The 16,989-nt window shown below is 62.0% G+C and carries 16 protein-coding genes and 2 pseudogenes; 11 read left to right on the top strand and 7 right to left on the bottom strand.

All coding sequences use genetic code 11. The features are described 5' to 3' along the window. Positions 1-280: 280 nt before the first annotated feature. Both ACZLHH_RS00830 and ACZLHH_RS00825 read right to left on the bottom strand, forming a co-directional pair. Entirely contained in the window at positions 281-658 is a 378-nt protein-coding gene (locus ACZLHH_RS00830) for an ArsR/SmtB family transcription factor (RefSeq protein WP_049462204.1), read from the bottom strand. A gap of 43 nt (positions 659-701) precedes the next feature. Then, entirely contained in the window at positions 702-1,802 is a 1,101-nt protein-coding gene (locus ACZLHH_RS00825) for a cation diffusion facilitator family transporter (RefSeq protein WP_478478753.1), read from the bottom strand. 233 nt (positions 1,803-2,035) lie between these two features. Between ACZLHH_RS00825 and ACZLHH_RS00820 the strand changes: the two genes are divergently transcribed. Then, positions 2,036-2,284 carry a metal-sensing transcriptional repressor gene (locus tag ACZLHH_RS00820; protein WP_169708473.1) on the top strand — a complete coding sequence of 83 codons (249 nt, stop codon included), beginning with the start codon at positions 2,036-2,038 and terminating at the stop codon, positions 2,282-2,284. A 9-nt stretch (positions 2,285-2,293) separates the two neighbouring features. Next, on the top strand, positions 2,294-3,592 hold the full coding sequence (locus ACZLHH_RS00815) for an MFS transporter (RefSeq protein WP_049462206.1): 1,299 nt from the start codon (positions 2,294-2,296) through the stop codon (positions 3,590-3,592). 50 nt (positions 3,593-3,642) lie between these two features. On the opposite strand, the gene ACZLHH_RS00810 is transcribed toward ACZLHH_RS00815, so the two are convergent. Next, positions 3,643-3,924 carry an ArsR/SmtB family transcription factor gene (locus ACZLHH_RS00810; RefSeq protein ID WP_425523792.1) on the bottom strand — a complete coding sequence of 94 codons (282 nt, stop codon included), beginning with the start codon at positions 3,922-3,924 and terminating at the stop codon, positions 3,643-3,645. Positions 3,925-4,238: 314 nt separating this feature from the next. Here ACZLHH_RS00810 and ACZLHH_RS00805 point away from each other — a divergent pair, with 314 nt between their 5' ends. The 4 genes from ACZLHH_RS00805 (at position 4,239) to ACZLHH_RS00790 (ending at position 8,559) form a co-directional block, all read left to right on the top strand. Then, positions 4,239-6,734: a heavy metal translocating P-type ATPase gene (locus ACZLHH_RS00805; protein ID WP_049462208.1), complete on the top strand. Its 2,496-nt coding sequence runs from the start codon at positions 4,239-4,241 to the stop codon at positions 6,732-6,734. A gap of 15 nt (positions 6,735-6,749) precedes the next feature. Beyond that, positions 6,750-7,229 carry a Cu(I)-responsive transcriptional regulator gene (gene cueR / locus ACZLHH_RS00800; protein ID WP_049462209.1) on the top strand — a complete coding sequence of 160 codons (480 nt, stop codon included), beginning with the start codon at positions 6,750-6,752 and terminating at the stop codon, positions 7,227-7,229. Positions 7,230-7,244: 15 nt separating this feature from the next. After that, positions 7,245-7,583, top strand: a complete 339-nt coding sequence (gene fdx / locus ACZLHH_RS00795; RefSeq protein WP_008786744.1) for an ISC system 2Fe-2S type ferredoxin — start codon at positions 7,245-7,247, stop codon at positions 7,581-7,583. A 217-nt stretch (positions 7,584-7,800) separates the two neighbouring features. Next, positions 7,801-8,559, top strand: coding sequence for a MauE/DoxX family redox-associated membrane protein (locus tag ACZLHH_RS00790; protein WP_049462210.1), 759 nt, complete (start codon positions 7,801-7,803; stop codon positions 8,557-8,559). Positions 8,560-8,636: 77 nt separating this feature from the next. Here ACZLHH_RS00790 and ACZLHH_RS00785 read toward each other — a convergent pair whose 3' ends face one another. Continuing rightward, positions 8,637-8,828 carry a heavy-metal-associated domain-containing protein gene (locus ACZLHH_RS00785; protein ID WP_049462211.1) on the bottom strand — a complete coding sequence of 64 codons (192 nt, stop codon included), beginning with the start codon at positions 8,826-8,828 and terminating at the stop codon, positions 8,637-8,639. 100 nt (positions 8,829-8,928) lie between these two features. Continuing rightward, complete coding sequence (locus tag ACZLHH_RS00780; RefSeq protein ID WP_239684509.1) at positions 8,929-9,045, bottom strand: Lrp/AsnC ligand binding domain-containing protein; 117 nt, start codon at positions 9,043-9,045, stop codon at positions 8,929-8,931. A 28-nt stretch (positions 9,046-9,073) separates the two neighbouring features. Here ACZLHH_RS00780 and ACZLHH_RS00775 point away from each other — a divergent pair. Together ACZLHH_RS00775 and ACZLHH_RS00770 are read left to right on the top strand one after the other, a co-directional pair. After that, positions 9,074-9,463, top strand: a pseudogene (locus ACZLHH_RS00775) (CopG family transcriptional regulator); the annotation flags it as partial. Between the two features lie 50 nt (positions 9,464-9,513). Then, a pseudogene (locus ACZLHH_RS00770) lies at positions 9,514-9,621 on the top strand (P-type conjugative transfer ATPase TrbB); the annotation flags it as partial. A 1,017-nt stretch (positions 9,622-10,638) separates the two neighbouring features. Here the strand turns inward: ACZLHH_RS00770 and ACZLHH_RS00765 are convergent. Both ACZLHH_RS00765 and ACZLHH_RS00760 read right to left on the bottom strand, forming a co-directional pair. After that, positions 10,639-11,406, bottom strand: coding sequence for a histidine phosphatase family protein (locus ACZLHH_RS00765; protein ID WP_134950774.1), 768 nt, complete (start codon positions 11,404-11,406; stop codon positions 10,639-10,641). A gap of 927 nt (positions 11,407-12,333) precedes the next feature. Next, a complete protein-coding gene (locus ACZLHH_RS00760; RefSeq protein ID WP_080356540.1) occupies positions 12,334-12,729 on the bottom strand; it encodes a hypothetical protein in 396 nt (131 codons plus the stop codon). Positions 12,730-12,993: 264 nt separating this feature from the next. Between ACZLHH_RS00760 and ACZLHH_RS00755 the strand changes: the two genes are divergently transcribed. From ACZLHH_RS00755 to ACZLHH_RS00745, 3 genes are all read left to right on the top strand, one after another. Further along, positions 12,994-13,302, top strand: a complete 309-nt coding sequence (locus ACZLHH_RS00755) for a hypothetical protein (RefSeq protein WP_049462213.1) — start codon at positions 12,994-12,996, stop codon at positions 13,300-13,302. Between the two features lie 210 nt (positions 13,303-13,512). Further along, the gene (locus ACZLHH_RS00750; protein ID WP_239684304.1) at positions 13,513-15,906 is read left to right on the top strand and encodes a transposase; all 2,394 of its coding nucleotides are present in this window, start codon (positions 13,513-13,515) and stop codon (positions 15,904-15,906) included. 55 nt (positions 15,907-15,961) lie between these two features. Further along, positions 15,962-16,984 carry a P-loop NTPase family protein gene (locus ACZLHH_RS00745; protein ID WP_223224734.1) on the top strand — a complete coding sequence of 341 codons (1,023 nt, stop codon included), beginning with the start codon at positions 15,962-15,964 and terminating at the stop codon, positions 16,982-16,984. Positions 16,985-16,989 lie beyond the last annotated feature (5 nt).

Below are 16,989 nucleotides of genomic sequence, written 5' to 3'. Positions count from 1 at the left end.
GGGAACCCCGCGTCGTCGCCGTGGCCACTCCGACATCCAGCTCACGAATGCCGTTATGCGGTTGAACCGGTCGGTCTTGTGGGTGATTGCGAGCGCGGGAGGCTCAGGCGTCCAAGCTGCCGCCGCCCATTGCTGTGCCTGCGCGGCATCCCGGCGCCCAGGCAGGGCCCGCGATTTAGGCTGTTGCGCCCAGGCCGCATCGAGGACGTCCTTGAGGCTAACCGGCGGCGTGGGTACCGGCGCCTCGCAACCTGCCATTCGCCTGGGTGCTTGGGCCTGGTCAGTCGTCGGCTTTGTCCTCGGAAATGTGGACCGCCATGTCCTGCAGCACCTGGCTGACGTGCTGGTCCGCGATGCTGTAGAAGATGTGCTTGGCTTGGCGTTCGCCGCGCACGAGGCGCGCTCCGCGCAGCAGCCGCAGGTGATGGCTGACCAGAGACTGCGACAGGTCGAGCGCTTCGGCGATGTCCCCCACGGCGACCGAGCCATGCATGCACTGCAGCAGGATCTTCAATCGCGATTGGTCGCCCAGCAGGCGGAAGGTCTCGGCCAGAACAGCGACGTCACTTTGCGACATTGCGAGGGCATCGGTCGCCGCGTCGTGGCTGGTGGTCGAGCATTGCGAGGTGTCGGCGCTGGTGGTTTCGCGGGACGTCATGGATGCAAATCCTCAAGTGGAGTGCGAGCCGGCTCGCGCGGCCTCAATGCCTGTGACCAGGAGCGGAATGGTCGTGGTCATGGCCGTGGCTGTGCCCGCCGCCATGCTTGTGATTGCCATGATCATGGCCGCTGTGGTCATGACCGCTGTGATCGTGGCCGCTGTGGTCCTGACGCTCCGACGTGGGCTGCAAGCTGCAGACGTTCTCGTCGGTGCCCGAGTTCCAGTCGATCCCGACCGTGGCGTGTTCGATGCTGAATTGCTCTCGAAGCACCGCTTCGACGCGTTTGACCACGGCGCGTGCTTCCTCGTCCACGTTGGGGCGAACGTGCAGCGTGGCCATCGTGCGCCCGGAGGTGAGCTGCCACACGTGAACGTGGCTGACGGCCGCCAGGCCCGGCACGGCGCCCATCAGGCCTTGCTCCACCTTTTCCGGCGAAGCATCCTCCGGCGCGCCTTCCAGCAGGATGTGGATCGACTTGGCGAGCAGCTTCCATACGCTGCGCAGGATCAGCGCCGCCACCAGGACCGACAGGATGGGATCTATCGGCGTCCAGCCCGTGAGGTAGATGACGATCGCAGCGACGATGGCGCCGACCGAGCCGAGCAGGTCGCCCATCACGTGCAGGATGGCCCCCTTCACGTTGACGTGATCGGTCTCTCCGCGGGTCATGATCCACAGCACGAGCACGTTCACCAGCAGGCCGAGCACGGCGACGATCATCATCGGGCCGGCCAGGATCACGGGCGGCGCCTGCAGCCGCTCCCACGCCTCGTAGGCGATCCAGGCGACGATCGCGAACAGGGTCACGGCGTTCAGGAAACCGGCGATGACCTCGAAGCGCAGGTAGCCGAAGGTGCGCTTGCTGTCGGCCGCGCGGCGGCCGAACCGGAATGCTGCGTAGGCCAGTGCGAGCGCCGCGGCGTCGGTCAGCATGTGGCCCGCGTCGGCCAGCAAGGCCAGCGAGCCCGACAGCACGCCTCCGACGGCCTCCACAACCATGAAGCCGAAGATCAGGAAAAAGGACAGCAGGACCTTGCGCTCGTTGGCGCTGGTCACGGTCGGGGTGTGGTCATGATCATGGTCGTGATCGTGACCATGGTCATGGTCATGGTCATGGTCATGTGCGTGGGATTGGGACATGGGGCCTCGGGAAACTGGGTCTTTGACTGTGGCTCAAAATATAACACATGAATATGTGTTCATGTGAATTGATTTGCACATTTGTGTCCGCGTCTCACCACGGCCGGGATGCCGCTCCGGGCAATTGCCTTAGCCTGGCTCGGCGACCATTCCCCACGCTTGGCAAGCAGCCGTTGATCTAACATCCAGTGGCAATATCCCCCCTGGGGGGATATGATTTCAGCATGGAAGACATGCATAAGCACACCACCCATCCCGACCTGGTGAAGCGGCTCAAGCGCGCCGAGGGGCATCTGCGGCACGTCATCGGGATGATCGAAGGGGGAGAAACCTGCCTCGACATCGCCCGCCAGCTCGCGGCGGTGGAAAGCGCGGTGACGGCGGCCAAGCGCGTCCTGATCCACGACCACATCGACCACTGCCTGTCCCATGACGAGGACTCCGTTCTGACCGAAATGAAGGCGCTGACCAAACTGCTCTGAGGCCGTCCGATGCTCTCCGTGCTGAAGAACCGCACCTACCGCCACCTGTTCACCGCCCAGGTGATCGCGCTCGTCGGCTCCGGCCTGATGACGGTGGCGCTCGGCCTGCTGGCCTACGAGCTGGCCGGCGCGGATGCAGGCGCGGTGCTCGGGACGGCGCTGGCCATCAAGATGCTGGCGTACGCGGGGGTCGCGCCGGTCGCGCAGGCCTTCGCCGACCGGCTCCCGCGGCGCTCGCTGCTCGTGGCGCTGGACCTCGTGCGAGCGGCCGTCGCGCTGTCCCTGCCCTTCGTCACCGAGGTCTGGCAGATCTACCTGCTGATCTTCGTTCTGCAGGCGGCGTCCGCCGGCTTCACGCCGACCTTCCAGGCCACCATCCCGGACATCCTTCCCGACGAAGAGGACTACACGAAGGCGCTGTCGCTGTCCCGGCTGGCCTACGACCTGGAAAGCCTGATTTCCCCGATGCTGGCCGCCGCGCTGCTGACCGTCATCAACTTTCACAACCTGTTCGCAGGAACGGTGCTCGGTTTCCTCGTTTCAGCCGCTCTCGTGGTCAGCGTGCGGTTGCCCACGTCCGTCCCCGGCCGGCGCCGCGGCATCTGGGAGCGAACGACGCGCGGCACGCGCATCTACCTCGCCACGCCACGCCTGCGGGGCCTGCTGGCGATCAGCCTGGCCGTCTCGGCGGCAGGCGCGATGGTGTTCGTGAACACGGTGGTGCTCGTGAAGGCGCGTTTCGGCCTGGGCGAAGTCGAGGTGGCGTGGGCACTGGCGGCGTTCGGAGGCGGCTCGATGGTGGCCGCCTTCGTCTTGCCGTCCCTACTGGAGAAAGTAGCCGACCGACCCGCGATGCTCACCGGCGCCGCTGTCCTCGTCGTGGGCACGGCGATCGGCGCACTGCTGCCGAGCTATGTGCTGTTGCTGCCGCTGTGGCTGGTGATCGGCTTTGGCTACAGCGTGGCGCAGACGCCATCCGGCCGTCTTCTGCGCCGCTCGGCCCACGCCGAGGACCGTCCAGCGATCTTCGCGGCCCACTTCGCGCTGTCGCACGCCTGCTGGCTCATCTGCTACCCGCTGGCCGGACGCTTCGGCGCGGCCACGGGGCTGCAATCGACGTTCGTCGTCATGTCCTTGATCGGCCTGGCTGGCGTGGCGCTGGCGCTTCGGCTGTGGCCGGCCAGCGACCCGTCGGACTTGGCCCATGACCATCCGAACCTGTCGGCGGATCACCCCCACTTGCGTCAGCACGCGAACCAAGGCGGGCACCATCACGTGCTGGTCGTGGATGACTTGCACCGGATCTGACCGAAAGGATAGGCCTCACGGGACGCGGTAAGGGCTGTTTCGCACCAAGGCTAGTCGTCGCTGTTGTCCTCAACGATGTGGATGGCCATGTCCAGCAGCACCTGGCTCACGTGCTTGTCCGCTACCTCATAGAAGATCTGCTTGGACTGGCGCACGCCCCTGACCAGACGGGCTCCACGCAACAGTCGAAGGTGATGGCTGACCAACGACTGCGAGAGTTCGACGGCTTCCGCGATGTCGCTTACCGACGTGGACCCCTTCATGCAGCACAGCATGACCTTGAGCCGCGACGGATCGCCCAGGAGCCGGAAAGTCTCGGCCAGGATGGTCACGTCATTCTGTGACAGGGAGGCCAGATCGGTGCTTGGGCCCTTCGGTGGGGCACTGACTGGTTTGCGTGGAGTCATCTCTCAAAAATTCCTACCCTCGAACGGCTGTTCGTGCCCTTCAGGATCAACGAGGCTGCGACCGCTTGAGCGCGCGCACAGCCCGGGACCAGGGCGAGCCTGGCGACCAAGGCCCCTCGTTTCCCCCGTGCGCCGGGCCATTTCTGAAACCTGACAGTACCCGAAAAAAGCGCTTGACCTTCCCACGATGGTAAACCCCAAGCTCCCCCCGTGTCGAATATCAACTATGGGAAACAACCATGAGCATGCCAATAACGAGTGATGCTCGTGCCACCGCAGCAGCGATCAGCCTACCCATCGAGGGCATGACCTGCGCGAGCTGCGTCGGCCGAGTCGAGGCCGCCCTGGCCAAGGTGCCGGGCGTGGACAGCGTTTCCGTCAATCTCGCCAACGAGCGGGCGGACATCCGCCTGGCCGGTCCTGTCGATCGCATCGCGTTGATCCAGGCGGTCGAGAAGGTCGGCTACGACGTGCCGGCTGGCACCGTCGAACTGGCGGTCGAGGGCATGACCTGCGCCTCCTGCGTGGGCCGCGTCGAGAAGGCACTCAAGGCCGTGCCCGGCGTCACCGAGGCCACGGTCAACCTCGCGACCGAGCGTGCCACCGTGCGCGGCGTGGCCGCCGTGGCGGACCTGATCGCGGCCATCGAGAAGGTCGGCTACGAGGCCAACCCGGTGGATACCGGCGCGCAGGCCGACGAGGAAGCCGCCGAGAAGAAGGACGCCGAGCGCGCCGAACTCAAGCGCGACCTGACCCTGGCCGCCGTGCTGGCGCTGCCTGTGTTCGTGCTCGAAATGGGCTCGCACATGATTCCCGGCATGCATGAGTGGGTGGCTTCCACCATCGGCATCCAGCAGAGTTGGTATCTGCAGTTCGTGCTGACCCTGCTGGTGCTCGCCATTCCGGGCTGGCGCTTCTACGAGAAGGGCTTCCCGGCGCTGTTCCGCCTGGGTCCCGACATGAACTCGCTGGTCGCGGTCGGCACGGCCGCGGCCTTCGGCTATTCGATGGTCGCCACATTCGCGCCCAGTCTGCTGCCGGCCGGCACGGTGAACGTGTACTACGAGGCGGCCGCCGTCATCGTGGCGCTGATCCTGCTGGGCCGCTTTCTTGAGGCACGGGCCAAGGGCCGCACCTCCGAGGCCATCAAGCGCCTGGTCGGCCTGCAGGCCAAGGAGGCGCACGTGCTGCGCGACGGCCGCATCGTGGACATCCCGATCAACGACGTGGCGCAGGGCGACATCGTGGAAGTGCGCCCCGGCGAGCGCGTGCCGGTCGATGGTGAAGTGACCGAGGGCCGCAGCTTCGTGGACGAGTCGATGATCACCGGCGAGCCGATTCCCGTGGAAAAGGCGGAAGGCAGCACCGTGGTCGGCGGCACCGTCAACCAGAAGGGTGCGCTGACGCTGCGTGCCACCGCCGTGGGCGGTCAGACCATGCTGGCGCAGATCATCCGCATGGTCGAGCAGGCGCAAGGTTCCAAGCTGCCGATCCAGGCCGTGGTGGACAAGGTGACACTGTGGTTCGTGCCCGCCGTCATGCTGGCCGCCGTGCTGACCTTCTTGGTCTGGCTGGTGTTCGGCCCGTCGCCCGCGCTGTCCTTCGCGCTGGTCAATGCCGTGGCGGTGCTGATCATTGCCTGCCCGTGCGCCATGGGTCTGGCGACGCCGACCTCCATCATGGTCGGCACGGGCCGCGGCGCCGAGATGGGCGTACTGTTCCGCAAGGGTGAAGCCCTGCAACTGCTCAAGGACGCCAAGGTGGTGGCCGTGGACAAGACCGGCACGCTGACCGAGGGCCGCCCGGTCCTGACCGACCTGGAGATTGCCGACGGCTTTGACCGCAACCAGGTGCTGGCGAAGGTCGCCTCTGTCGAATCGCGCTCGGAGCATCCGATCGCACGCGCCATCGTCGAGTCGGCCGTGGAAGGTGGCATCGCGCTGCCGACGATGACCGACTTCGATTCGGTCACGGGCATGGGTGTGCGTGCCACCGTGGACGGCGCGCGTGTCGAGGTCGGTGCCGATCGCTTCATGCGTGAGCTGGGGTTGGACGTGAGCGGCTTCGCTCGCACGGCCGAGCGCCTGGGCAATGAGGGCAAGTCGCCGCTGTACGCCGCGATCGACGGCCGACTGGCCGCCATCATCGCGGTGGCCGATCCGATCAAGTCCAGCACGCCCGCGGCCATTGCTGCGCTGCACCAGCTCGGCCTGAAGGTGGCGATGATCACCGGCGACAACGCGCGTACCGCGCAGGCCATCGCCAAGCAACTGGGCATCGACGAGGTGGTGGCCGAAGTGCTGCCCGAGGGCAAGGTCGAAGCCGTGCGCCGCTTAAAGGCCACCCACGGCCAGATCGGCTACGTGGGTGACGGCATTAACGATGCGCCGGCGCTGGCCGAGGCCGACGTGGGCCTGGCGATCGGCACCGGCACCGACGTGGCGGTGGAGTCGGCCGACGTGGTGCTGATGTCCGGCAACCTGCAGGGTGTGCCCAACGCCATCGCGCTGTCCAAGGCCACCATCGGCAACATCCGCCAGAACCTGTTCTGGGCGTTTGGCTACAACACGGCCCTGATCCCGGTAGCTGCTGGCGTCCTATACCCCGCATACGGTGTGCTGCTGTCCCCAATTTTCGCGGCCGGAGCGATGGCGCTGTCCAGCGTGTTCGTGCTCGGCAACGCGCTGCGCCTGCGCCGCTTCCAGCCGCCGCTGGCGGCGGATACCGCTCATTGAGAAAGGAGGAACACCATGAACATCGGTGAAGCATCCAAGGCCTCGAAGGTCTCGGCCAAGATGATCCGCTACTACGAGCAGATCGGCTTGATTCCCCCGGCCGACCGGAACGATTCGGGCTACCGCGCCTATAGCCAGGACGACGTACACCGGCTGCACTTCATCCGGCGTGCGCGCGACCTCGGCTTCTCGGTGGCCGAGATCACGGACCTGCTGGGACTGTGGAACGACAAGTCGCGCCAGAGTGCCGACGTCAAGCGCCTGGCGCAGCAGCACATCTCCGAGCTGGACCGGCGCATCGCGAGCATGTTGGAGATGGCCGAGACGCTCAAGGCGCTGATCCGGTGCTGCGCCGGCGACGAACGGCCCGACTGCCCGATCCTGCACACGCTGGAGCAACTCGATACCAGCGACGACGAGCCCGAAGCGCGCACCGGCGCCGTGCCACGGCGTACAAGTGGCAACGCAGCGGCAACGAAGCCGCGTGCGCACTGAGCAGCCGGGAGAGACATGCCCAAGATCACCGTCTTGCCCCATCCTGAACTGGCGCCCGAGGGCGCCGAGCTGAACGTGCCGGTCGGCACCTCGATCTGCGAGGCGCTGCTAGACAACGGCATCGAGATCGAACATGCCTGCGACATGAGCTGCGCCTGCACGACCTGCCACTGCATCGTGCGCAAGGGGTTCGATTCCCTCAACGAGGTCGAGGAGTGCGAGGACGACCTGCTTGACCGGGCCTGGGGGCTAGAGGCGCAATCGCGCCTGAGCTGCCAGGCCATCGTGGCGAACGAGGACCTGACCGTCGAGATCCCGAAATACACGATCAACCATGCCAAGGAGAACCACTAGGACCCAGCGTGCCGCCGCGGGCGCGCCGGCCTGCGGCGGGGTTGCTCTGGCAGACGGAGGACTGACGGCGTTGCAGCCTGACGACCGACCCGCGAGCCAGATGTCTACACCCCCTTGCACCACCGCCGGTTAGGCTGGAAATGTCGTCAAAGTCCTTCAATCCGTGATAGTCGGCGCTGCGGCCGGCCCATGAAAAGTCCCACAGGAGAAGTCCAGCATGTCTGCGCCCAAACAAGCCACGCTCTACCGGATGGTCATGCCCGGCCATACCTGCCCCTACGGGCTGAAGTCGCTCGATCTGCTCAACCGCAAGGGCTACGAGGTCGAGGACAAACACTTGGCGAGCCGCGAGCAGACGGATGCGTTCAAGAAGGAGCATGGCGTCGAGACCACGCCCCAGGTCTTCATAAACGGGCGGCGCGTGGGCGGCTACGACGACCTGCGCAAATTCTTCGGCATGTCCGTGAAGGACAAGAACGCCGTGACCTACATCCCTGTGATCGCGCTGTTCGCCATGGCGGCCGCGATGGCGCTGGCGGCGAGCTGGGCGGCCTTCGGCCAGCTCTGGAGCATTCAGGCGGCAGAGTGGTTCGTGGCCTTTGCCATGTGTCTCCTGGCGCTGCAGAAGCTCAAGGACGTGGACGGCTTCGCGACGATGTTCCTCAACTACGACCTGCTGGCCAAGCGCTGGGTTCGGTATGCCTATTTCTACCCGTTCGCGGAGGCCATCGCAGGCGTCCTGATGGTCGCGGGCGTGGGGATGTGGGTGTCGATTCCGTTGGCGCTGTTCATCGGGACCGTCGGGGCCGTGTCGGTTTTCAAGGCGGTCTATGTCGATCGCCGGGAACTCAAGTGCGCCTGTGTGGGCGGGGACAGCAACGTGCCGCTGGGCTTTGTGTCCCTGACCGAGAACCTGATGATGGTGGCGATGGCCCTGTGGATGTGGGCCAAGGTCGCCTACCTTGGGATGCACTGAGCGCCGCGCCAGGTACGGCACAGCGCACGTGCTCGCATCGGTTGTCCTGTGTGCAGGCCGGCCACGACGCGGTGTTACTACGCGCGCGGCGGGAAGCCAGCTTCGCTCAGGGCCGCGGCGATCTGCTCTTGCGAGGCCGAGGTCTGGACCTCGACACGGCGGGTCGGCGGGTCCGTGACGATCTTAGCGTTGGGGTCGATCGTTTGGATCGTTTTCGTAACGGTGCGGGCGCAGCCGCCGCAGGTCATGTCTTCGAGATGGAATTGCATGGAAAACTCCTTTCGGGTTTGGGTGTTTGAAGTCTGGTCCTTGCCAAGGTTGGAAGGTCAAGCGCTATTTGCATCCCCGCTACACCAATCGGCCGAATGCTCATAGGGGCAAGGCCGTGGTGCTCTTTACCCGATCCAGCACGAAGCTTGTCTTGCAGTCCTGCACGCTGGGGTGCTTGAGCAGCGTGTCGAGCACGAAGCGAGAGTAGTGAGCCATGTTCTTGACGACCACCCGCAGCAGATAAGGCGTGTCCAAATCCAGCATCGTCGCCGCCGCCTTGGCGTCCTGGCTGTCGCCGGACGCGGCCGACCAGCGCGAGGCAGCCATCGCCAAGCGATTGGATCGGCTGTCGCGCCAAGCCGAGCGCATGGAGCGCGATCAGAACATCGCCATCGAAACGCTGGCGCTGTTCATCCGCTACTACCTCACCGTCAGCACGCCGGTTCCCGAAGCGCACCAAGACGCGGCCCGCGCGCAGGGCAAGGCGCGATTCGAGCAGTTCACCGAGCAGCTTGGCCGCCACCTGATGCGCGGGCGCAGCCTGGTGCGTGACGTGGTGGAGGAACTGCACCCCGACCCGATGCGGATGGAGGACGCAGCGGCAGCCGCTCAAGCACGGGAGCGTGCGTCATGAGCGCCGTTCCCCAATCCATGAGCGCCACGTCGCTCGACCGGCGCATCCAGATGCTGCGCACGGCAATGGGGCCGCTGATCGCCACCGCGCTCGAAGACCCCGACGTCGTGGAAATCATGCTCAACCCGGACCGCACCCTTTGGGTGGATCGCCTGTCTGTAGCCACCTCGCATCCATGGCAGTGTTCGCTTCGGGTCGAATAGGGGCCCTAGCATTCCTGATCGCGTCGTCGGCGCCAGCTCGTCTGCTTTCGGCCGGAACCTACGCGTATGCTAGCAATCACAGTCCACAAAACCTTGTGGCGATTCAACTTGAATGAACTGCTATGCGCCAGCTTTGGATTGAAGACGAGTGATGTGGTCGAAGGCAGCGAGTTTCGCCTCCGCTTGAGACTTGTAGTTGCGGCGAGCGTGCAGGACAGTTGAGTCGTCTAGCGCAGCCAAGGTACAGGCCCATTCTCCGCCGCGCGGGTAAACGGTAATGCGGAATCCATCCGAAGTGATATGCGGATTCCCCTTTGCCGAAACTTTCCACGCACGCGCAGTCCAACGCTTGCGCTTTGCTGCGCTGCTTTTCATAGAGGCTTCACGGGCTCGCGAGGCCGCCAGGTCGCCTTCCATGTGGCCGGCACATACACACCCAACCTCGAGAACGTTCGGGTAATCTGGGTGCTCCATGTGATGGACGTAGCGGATGGTTTGCGACTCGCACATCTCGCAATCGATCTGCGGCTCTCCAAGATCCTCAATATCTACGCAAGTCCAGCCGCGATGCGGCACTCCGGCTACAGACCACTTGCCTCGCCTATGCGCGACCAGCTCTTATTCTGTCAGAGGATTAGTTACTGCCATAGACCCTGACTACCTAGTAGCCGGACCCTAGAGTCCGGTCAAATGAATTATTCACAGCGCACCTTGTGGCAGGCTATCCCCTGATACCGCTCGATCTTATGTCCGCTGCGTCCGGGTATCAAGCACATGCATACCCCCACCACGAACAGGGCGGGAGCGAGCCCTTCAGCGGAGGTCTCCCTGGAGTCGAAACTGGAGGCTAGCATCGCTCGGGCCGAAACCTGCCTCAGTGCCCGCTTCTGGCCAGAACCGGACGTTCTGCACGAGTAGCGAGCATGTCTGCAGAGAGATGGCGGTTAGGTGGTCGGGTCCCGACGCTGTACCTTACTTGGCTCCAGCGGGCTGATCCGACGAAGCGGTGGTTGGGGCCTCGGCCAGTTCAGGCGAAATGAAGTTGGCATGCACCAAGGCAAGCTGCCCACCTTCAGCAGCGTAGTACTCGGTGACCCCGCAGTTGGGCACATCGCCTTCGCGGTCAAGGTCGAGGATGGCATCCTCGTCCATGCCTTCTAGAAGGTATCGCATGCAATTCACAATCACTTGGTGCGCGACGATCATCACGCGTGCACCGGCGTGGTTCCGTTGGAGATCCCCGACAACGCCGCGTAGCCGCAAGATGACATCACACCAGCTTTCTCCGCCCGGTGGGCGAAAGTAGAACTTTCCGACCAGCCGTCTCTGCGCGGCCAGTTCCGGGAAGGTAGCGACGATGCCACTGGAGGTGTAGCGGTCCAGAACGCCGAACTCCTTCTCACGCAGGCGCTCATCAATGATTAGACGGTGGCCAGGGCCAAGCGCGTCGGCCACGGCTTGGGCGGTCTGCCTTGCACGCATGTATGGAGAAGTCAGCACGATTTGCGGGCGTTGGTGCTCGGCAAGTCCCAGTACCCAAGCACCCAGTGCTTGCGACTGGCGCTCCCCCAGCGAGGAGAGAGGCACGTCCGCGTCGCGGTGTTCCAACTCGATTAAGGTGATGTTATTTGCCTCAGCGTGGTCTCGCGCAACGTTTCCGGCGCTTTGGCCATGCCGTACCACCCAGATCCGCTCTGGCCACCGCGCGGCAACCCCCTCCATCGCACTGTTCTGCTGCATATCAATCTCCCGCTTATCTGTCCGGGCGTTGTAGCGGGCATAAAGTCCTGCAAACGACTGGGTTGAGACATGGTTGAGACCTTGTCGACGACCGAGCCACCTTATCCCCGCTTGACGAAAAGCCGATGTCCGCTGCAAGCGCTCCCTTTCGCAGCGAAGCGCTATGCCTTTGCCTAAGCCTCCACATCGCGCATTGTTAGCGCCGTTTCAAGGCCGGTTTAGTGTCGGCTGCATCGGGCACATGCGCGGCGCAAGAAGGAAGTTCTGTATGTCATTGGGGGAGAGCGCGACACTGTCATAGCATTCGAATTGACTGCACCCCAAGCGAAACCTTTCAACTTTGAAGTCTTCCCGAGCTGCTTCAATGCCCTCCCCCAAGCGAGAGCTGAGCTAGTCGCTCATCGATTCTTAACCGCGCCAGATCCAACCCCGTGTCATCGTTGGCGTAGGGTGAGCCAAACAACGGGACCTCTACCCACCAGCATTCCTGACCGGGGTGTACGTAAGGCGCATGATCGTCTAGCAGAAGGGCCTCCCCGGCGTGAGATGTAACAAATCGCAGGTCCTTAGTTGGTCCGTACCATGAAACGTAGTGAAGCTTCCCAAACCAGCTCGGGGCCACACCCTCCGCTACGAGAAGCCTACAGATTTCTCGCACTCTTGACTCCGGAACAGTCGTAAAGAGTACTAGCTGACTGAACTTGATCCGCATCGCTTCCAGGAACGCGAACAGGCCAGGGCGTGGGATCTGGCTGACCGCATTTGAGATCAGCGTTCCTTCTAGGTCCATTGCAAGAATGGTTGGTCTCATACATCCCTCTGATCTTTAGCCAGACCTGCACGAAAGTCAGACCGCTTCAGGTGCGCATGAACAACAGTCAGCAGTACGACCGTATTCCAGCGTCCATGGTAAATGGCACCCCTTGCCTAGGTGCTGACGTGCTGCCCATCCAAGTAAGATCGCACATCCCGAAGTTCGCGCAAGCCTCCGCGACAAATAAAATCCAGCACGGTGTTACCAGCAAACATGGGCGCCATGTTAGGTCGCCTTATCCAGCCATCCGCCTGAATGGGGTCAGGCAGAAGGATATGAAGAGCTTTGTAAATGCCGAGTAGATAGCTAATCCGCACCAGGACCTCGGCATCGATATGCTCGTAGGCCCCTCGCGCCCATGCCTCATAAAAAGCATCGGGTGGGCTTCCAAGCAAAGCTCTCTGCTGAGGTCCGGACAGTTGCCATCGCGCAGCGAGGTTGAAGAACGCTCTCAATGCTGAGCCTGAAAGCTCTTCGCGACTGAGCTCATCTGTAGGGATGGTCATCATGTACTCATCTTCCAATCAACCTCCCTTAGAGGCACATCGTGGCGCAGCACAACCCCACGCCTACAGGTGCGCCGACATCTCTTTCAACAGTCGGCAGCATGCCCATGCTAGCGCAATCCACAAACTGTATTGCGTACTAAATCATCTGACATGCCAGCCGCTGTAGCAGCATGCATATCAGATGATCTGATACGTGATCAGATAATCTGCGCCCCACAAGCAAGAAGATGTGCTCGCTGTTTGCAATATGAAAGAGAGTGAGTGATGCTCGCCTACATGGTGCCCTTGTCGATACAAACGCTAGCACTTCGCGCAACGACTCCTGACCAGCTCGCCGAGCAGGTGGCGGAGGAGTACGGGCTCTATGTCCGGCTCTCAGAAGTGTGGATGCTGCTTGGCTACAACAGCATCAGCGCGGCCAGGCGCGCGGCGTATGACAACCGCCTGGGAATAGCAACCTCGACCATTCCCGGCAGGAAGGGGCGCATGATCCGATCCAGGGATCTCGCCCAATGGTTGTTCAATGCATCACGCGGCGCAGATCCCGTAACCAGTCGGCGGACCGCTCAATGATCCCAATCTGCCCATGGAGGTCCTCCAGATGAGCTAAGAAGACTCTCTGGGGCAGAAAAGACAAACCCCGGCTGGCAGGCCGGGGTCTGTTTAAGGCGCAGCGATGAGAACCGCTATGCCGAATCTACCCCCTTACCCCGATAAGAATCAACCCCTAGGCATTCCGGGAGGGAGGCGGCTGCCCGCCTCCCAGTAGATAGGCAGGGTTCCATGAATCAAGAAGAACTGGCCCAGCGTCTGCGGGAGCATGAGGGCCTAACTGTCGAACAGCGACAGCACATCCTTGAGATGGCTAGCTCGAGTCCAGCGCGGAAGCCAGGAAAAGGCGCGCTGAACAACGTTGTGACCCACTTCAACTCAGTCAAGTGTGGCCAGCTCATCACGCTGGAGAGTCATACCGTTGAACATATGTTCGCGCTGACTCTGGAGCTGGATCCGGATGTGCTTGGCTACTTCCCGCAGGTTGCCTGTAAGGGAGTGAGACTTGGCAATCATGTAAGGAGCGGCACCTTGGATTTTCTGGTCGTCCGCACCCGTCGCATTGAGCTGGTCGAATGCAAGGCCGGCTCCGCTCGTGACAGCTTGCTTGCGGCAAAGTCCGGTGAATGGGTCGACGTCGATGGAAATCTTCAGAACCTTGCCTATGGCCCTTGGGCAAGGCAGCGCGGCATGGAGCACGTCCTGTGGCTCAGTCCCTCCCGCGTCGACACGCCACTCCGGAACCTACAGGTCATCTATAACGAGGTGCGTATGGTACCCGCCAACGAGGCTCAAGCCTTGGGCAGACGCATCCATGCGCATCTCGCCGACGGCCCCAAGAGCCTCGATTGGATGATCGAGACTATCGAGGGATTCAACGTGAGCCAAGCGGCGCTTCTGCTTGGAACCCGCTGGGCCTTCGGTCCAGTTGAGCATGTTCCGCTCACGGACACGAGCAACTTCTTTTTGACCTTGAGTCAGGCTCAGGCTATTGAGATAGGAAGCAACTTCTTTGAGGTTGCCAGGCACTCTCGCAATCAACTGAACTCTGCGTTCGCAACGGCGACGCTAGTCGACGCCACCAACGCCGAAAAGCGGCTCGCATTGATTCAATCCGCGCATGCGAAGGGTACAGCCGTCCCCAAACACCTGCGTGAGATAGCGCGGAAGGTGATCGAGGCGCGAAGCAGAGGTGACAACGAACTCGAGCAGTGCCTTACCAGGTTTCATGCAAGCGGAAACCGAATGAGCCGGCTTACCCCCGTTCAGGAGAAGCGGACGGCTGAGGCAATTCGCGCATACGCCGCAGGCAAGTATTCACAGAAGAAGGACGCATACGCTGCGCTCAAGGAGGCCTGTGAATCTGACGGCGAGTCGCCACAGAGCCGCCAGGCCTTCGAACGCAGGCTCGCTGATCCGCGCCTGGAGCTGCGTAAGGTCCTTGCAACGCAGGGAATGCGTGGCTACCAAAAGCAAAGGCCGCGCTCGGACGCGCGCGACCGGTCGGGTACAGCCTTAGCTAAACATGCAGTCCTGCACGTGGACAGTACCAAAGTCGACGTGAGGGTGGTGAGCGACGATGGAATGGAAGCAAGCGCAGAGTCCCCTCTGATTTATCTAGGGACAGATGAGGCGACTGATCTGCCGATGGCGCATTCCATTGTCTTCGGGCCAGCACGGCGCGATGGTTTGGCCATCCTGATACGTGACTACGTCCGCAGACATGGACGACTGTTCAACAGCATCTTTGTCGATCGAGGAACGGAGAATCAGTCACACTTTCTCATTGCTCTGGCTTTGCGATATCAGTTCTCAATCCATATCTGCCCAACGGCAGGTTCGAGGTTCAACTCGGACGTAGAACGCTACTTTGGAAGGTTCAATTCCCAGGTCAGCCATGAGCTTGTCGGTAGCACCGATCCCGACAAGGCGGGCCGAGGCGTGGATGGGAAGTTCAAGAGCTACAAAACTGCCAAGCACCGCTTTGAAACCGTTCATACGGTTGCCAGGGAAACGCTTTATGAGCACTTCCCGAGCGTCCCTGTACAAGGCTTCGCAAGTCCGGCCGAACGGGCAGCCCACGCAGATCTTCTCTTTCCTAGTGCCGGCCTGCACGCATTGGTTGACGAAGAATTCCTCTTCAGAACCGCGATCCCGCACAGCAATAACAAGTATGTACCCGGACGAGGGTTCGAGGTGAATGGTCGGTACTTTCACTCCAATGAACTGAGGGAGCTCGACGCGTCATTCGATGTTGAGCAGCTTCGAACAGACCCGGAGGACCCGAGCTTCATCTGGGTTAGGACGAATCGTGGACTGTTCAAGGCGTTCTGCAACTTGATCGGGCCTCTAGCTAATTCCACCCTGATTGAGCGGTCATTCAGAGGTATGTATGACCAGCTCTACGCGCCATCGCTCCGCGAAGCAAAGCAGAGCGCGAGGCACGCTCAGGCGATGCGTACGGCAGCCGCGAACGCGAAGCCCAACACCGCGGCTCAACCCAAGCCGGGGGAGGCGGACTCCAGTAGCCTCCCTTCTCAATCAAATGACGCTCTTGACGAGATCGCTCTGCGCGGAATCAAGAAGCGAGCGATGGATGACTTTGACGATATTGAGTCGCCGTAGCTTGTGCAATTGGGGGCAAGCCCGCGCCAGTCATTCAAATTCACAGGAACCGATAGTGGACAGCAACTCTGGAATTCCTTTTGTGAATCATAGCCGCATGAGGACGGCTTACTCCGAACTCTTGAATGCCATCCAAGGTGCGCGCCCAGGTACGTTCGTCTGGGCATTGGCTCCTTCTGGCTCGGGCAAGAGTGAGATCAGACAAGCTATTCTTCCCGTCCTTGCCGGGAAGCAGAGCCTCTGGCCAGCTGGCACGCTTCCTTTGATATCGGTGCGTGCAATGGCCAATGATCGGGGAAAGTTCAACTCCAAGGATCTCACGCTGCGCCTCCATCACGCTGTGGTGGAACCAGACTTCGGCTGGCTGGAGAACAAGGACCGATCGGTCAGTACTGATGCGCACCATGTCCAGGCGGAGGCAGAGGTAAACAATCAGCTGTGGAAGAGAGTGAGGGCAACGCAGTCGCAGCCGAGATTGCAGCACAGCTTCGAATCTGTGGCGAAACAACGTCAACTTAAGTACATCTTCCTGGAAGAAGCGGCAACCTTGACGATGGTGCATCTTCATCAAACCAGCTATGGGTACATGTCGAACCTTGTGCGACTGATTGAAGAAATCGGCTGCGTCATAGTGATGCTGGCTACCCACACTGCGGAGAGTTTGTGGGCGGGACACCCCGACGTCTGGAATCGATCCCGGTTCGTCTACATCCGGCCGTATAACCTGAAGAATTCCCAAGACGAGCGGGATTTCGTTGCAGTGCTGAAGGGTATCGGGCAGAGCTTCAACCTGTCCGATCCCAAGCTCCTCGTTAAGAATACTGATTTGATGTACGCCAATGGTGCTGGCGTGTTCGGCCCCACTATCGACGTCGTCCATAGGGCTGAGCTCCGCCGAAAGAATGAGGGAGCGAACAGCATCACTGAAGCGCACTTGCACGCCAGCTCCTCAAGCGAGAAGGAGCTTGGAACCGTGTGGAGCAGCGTGCTGGCCTTCAACAAGCTTGCGGATCAGAGGCCCTTGAATGGTGAGAAGAGAATTGCTGACTTCCTGAAGCGCATGGGTACGGGGGAGTAGAGCGA

This window comes from Stenotrophomonas sp. 28608_Sma, from assembly GCF_056486185.1.
Note: the sequence above shows the minus strand (reverse complement) of the source record. Positions and strands in the feature narration are given on the sequence as shown.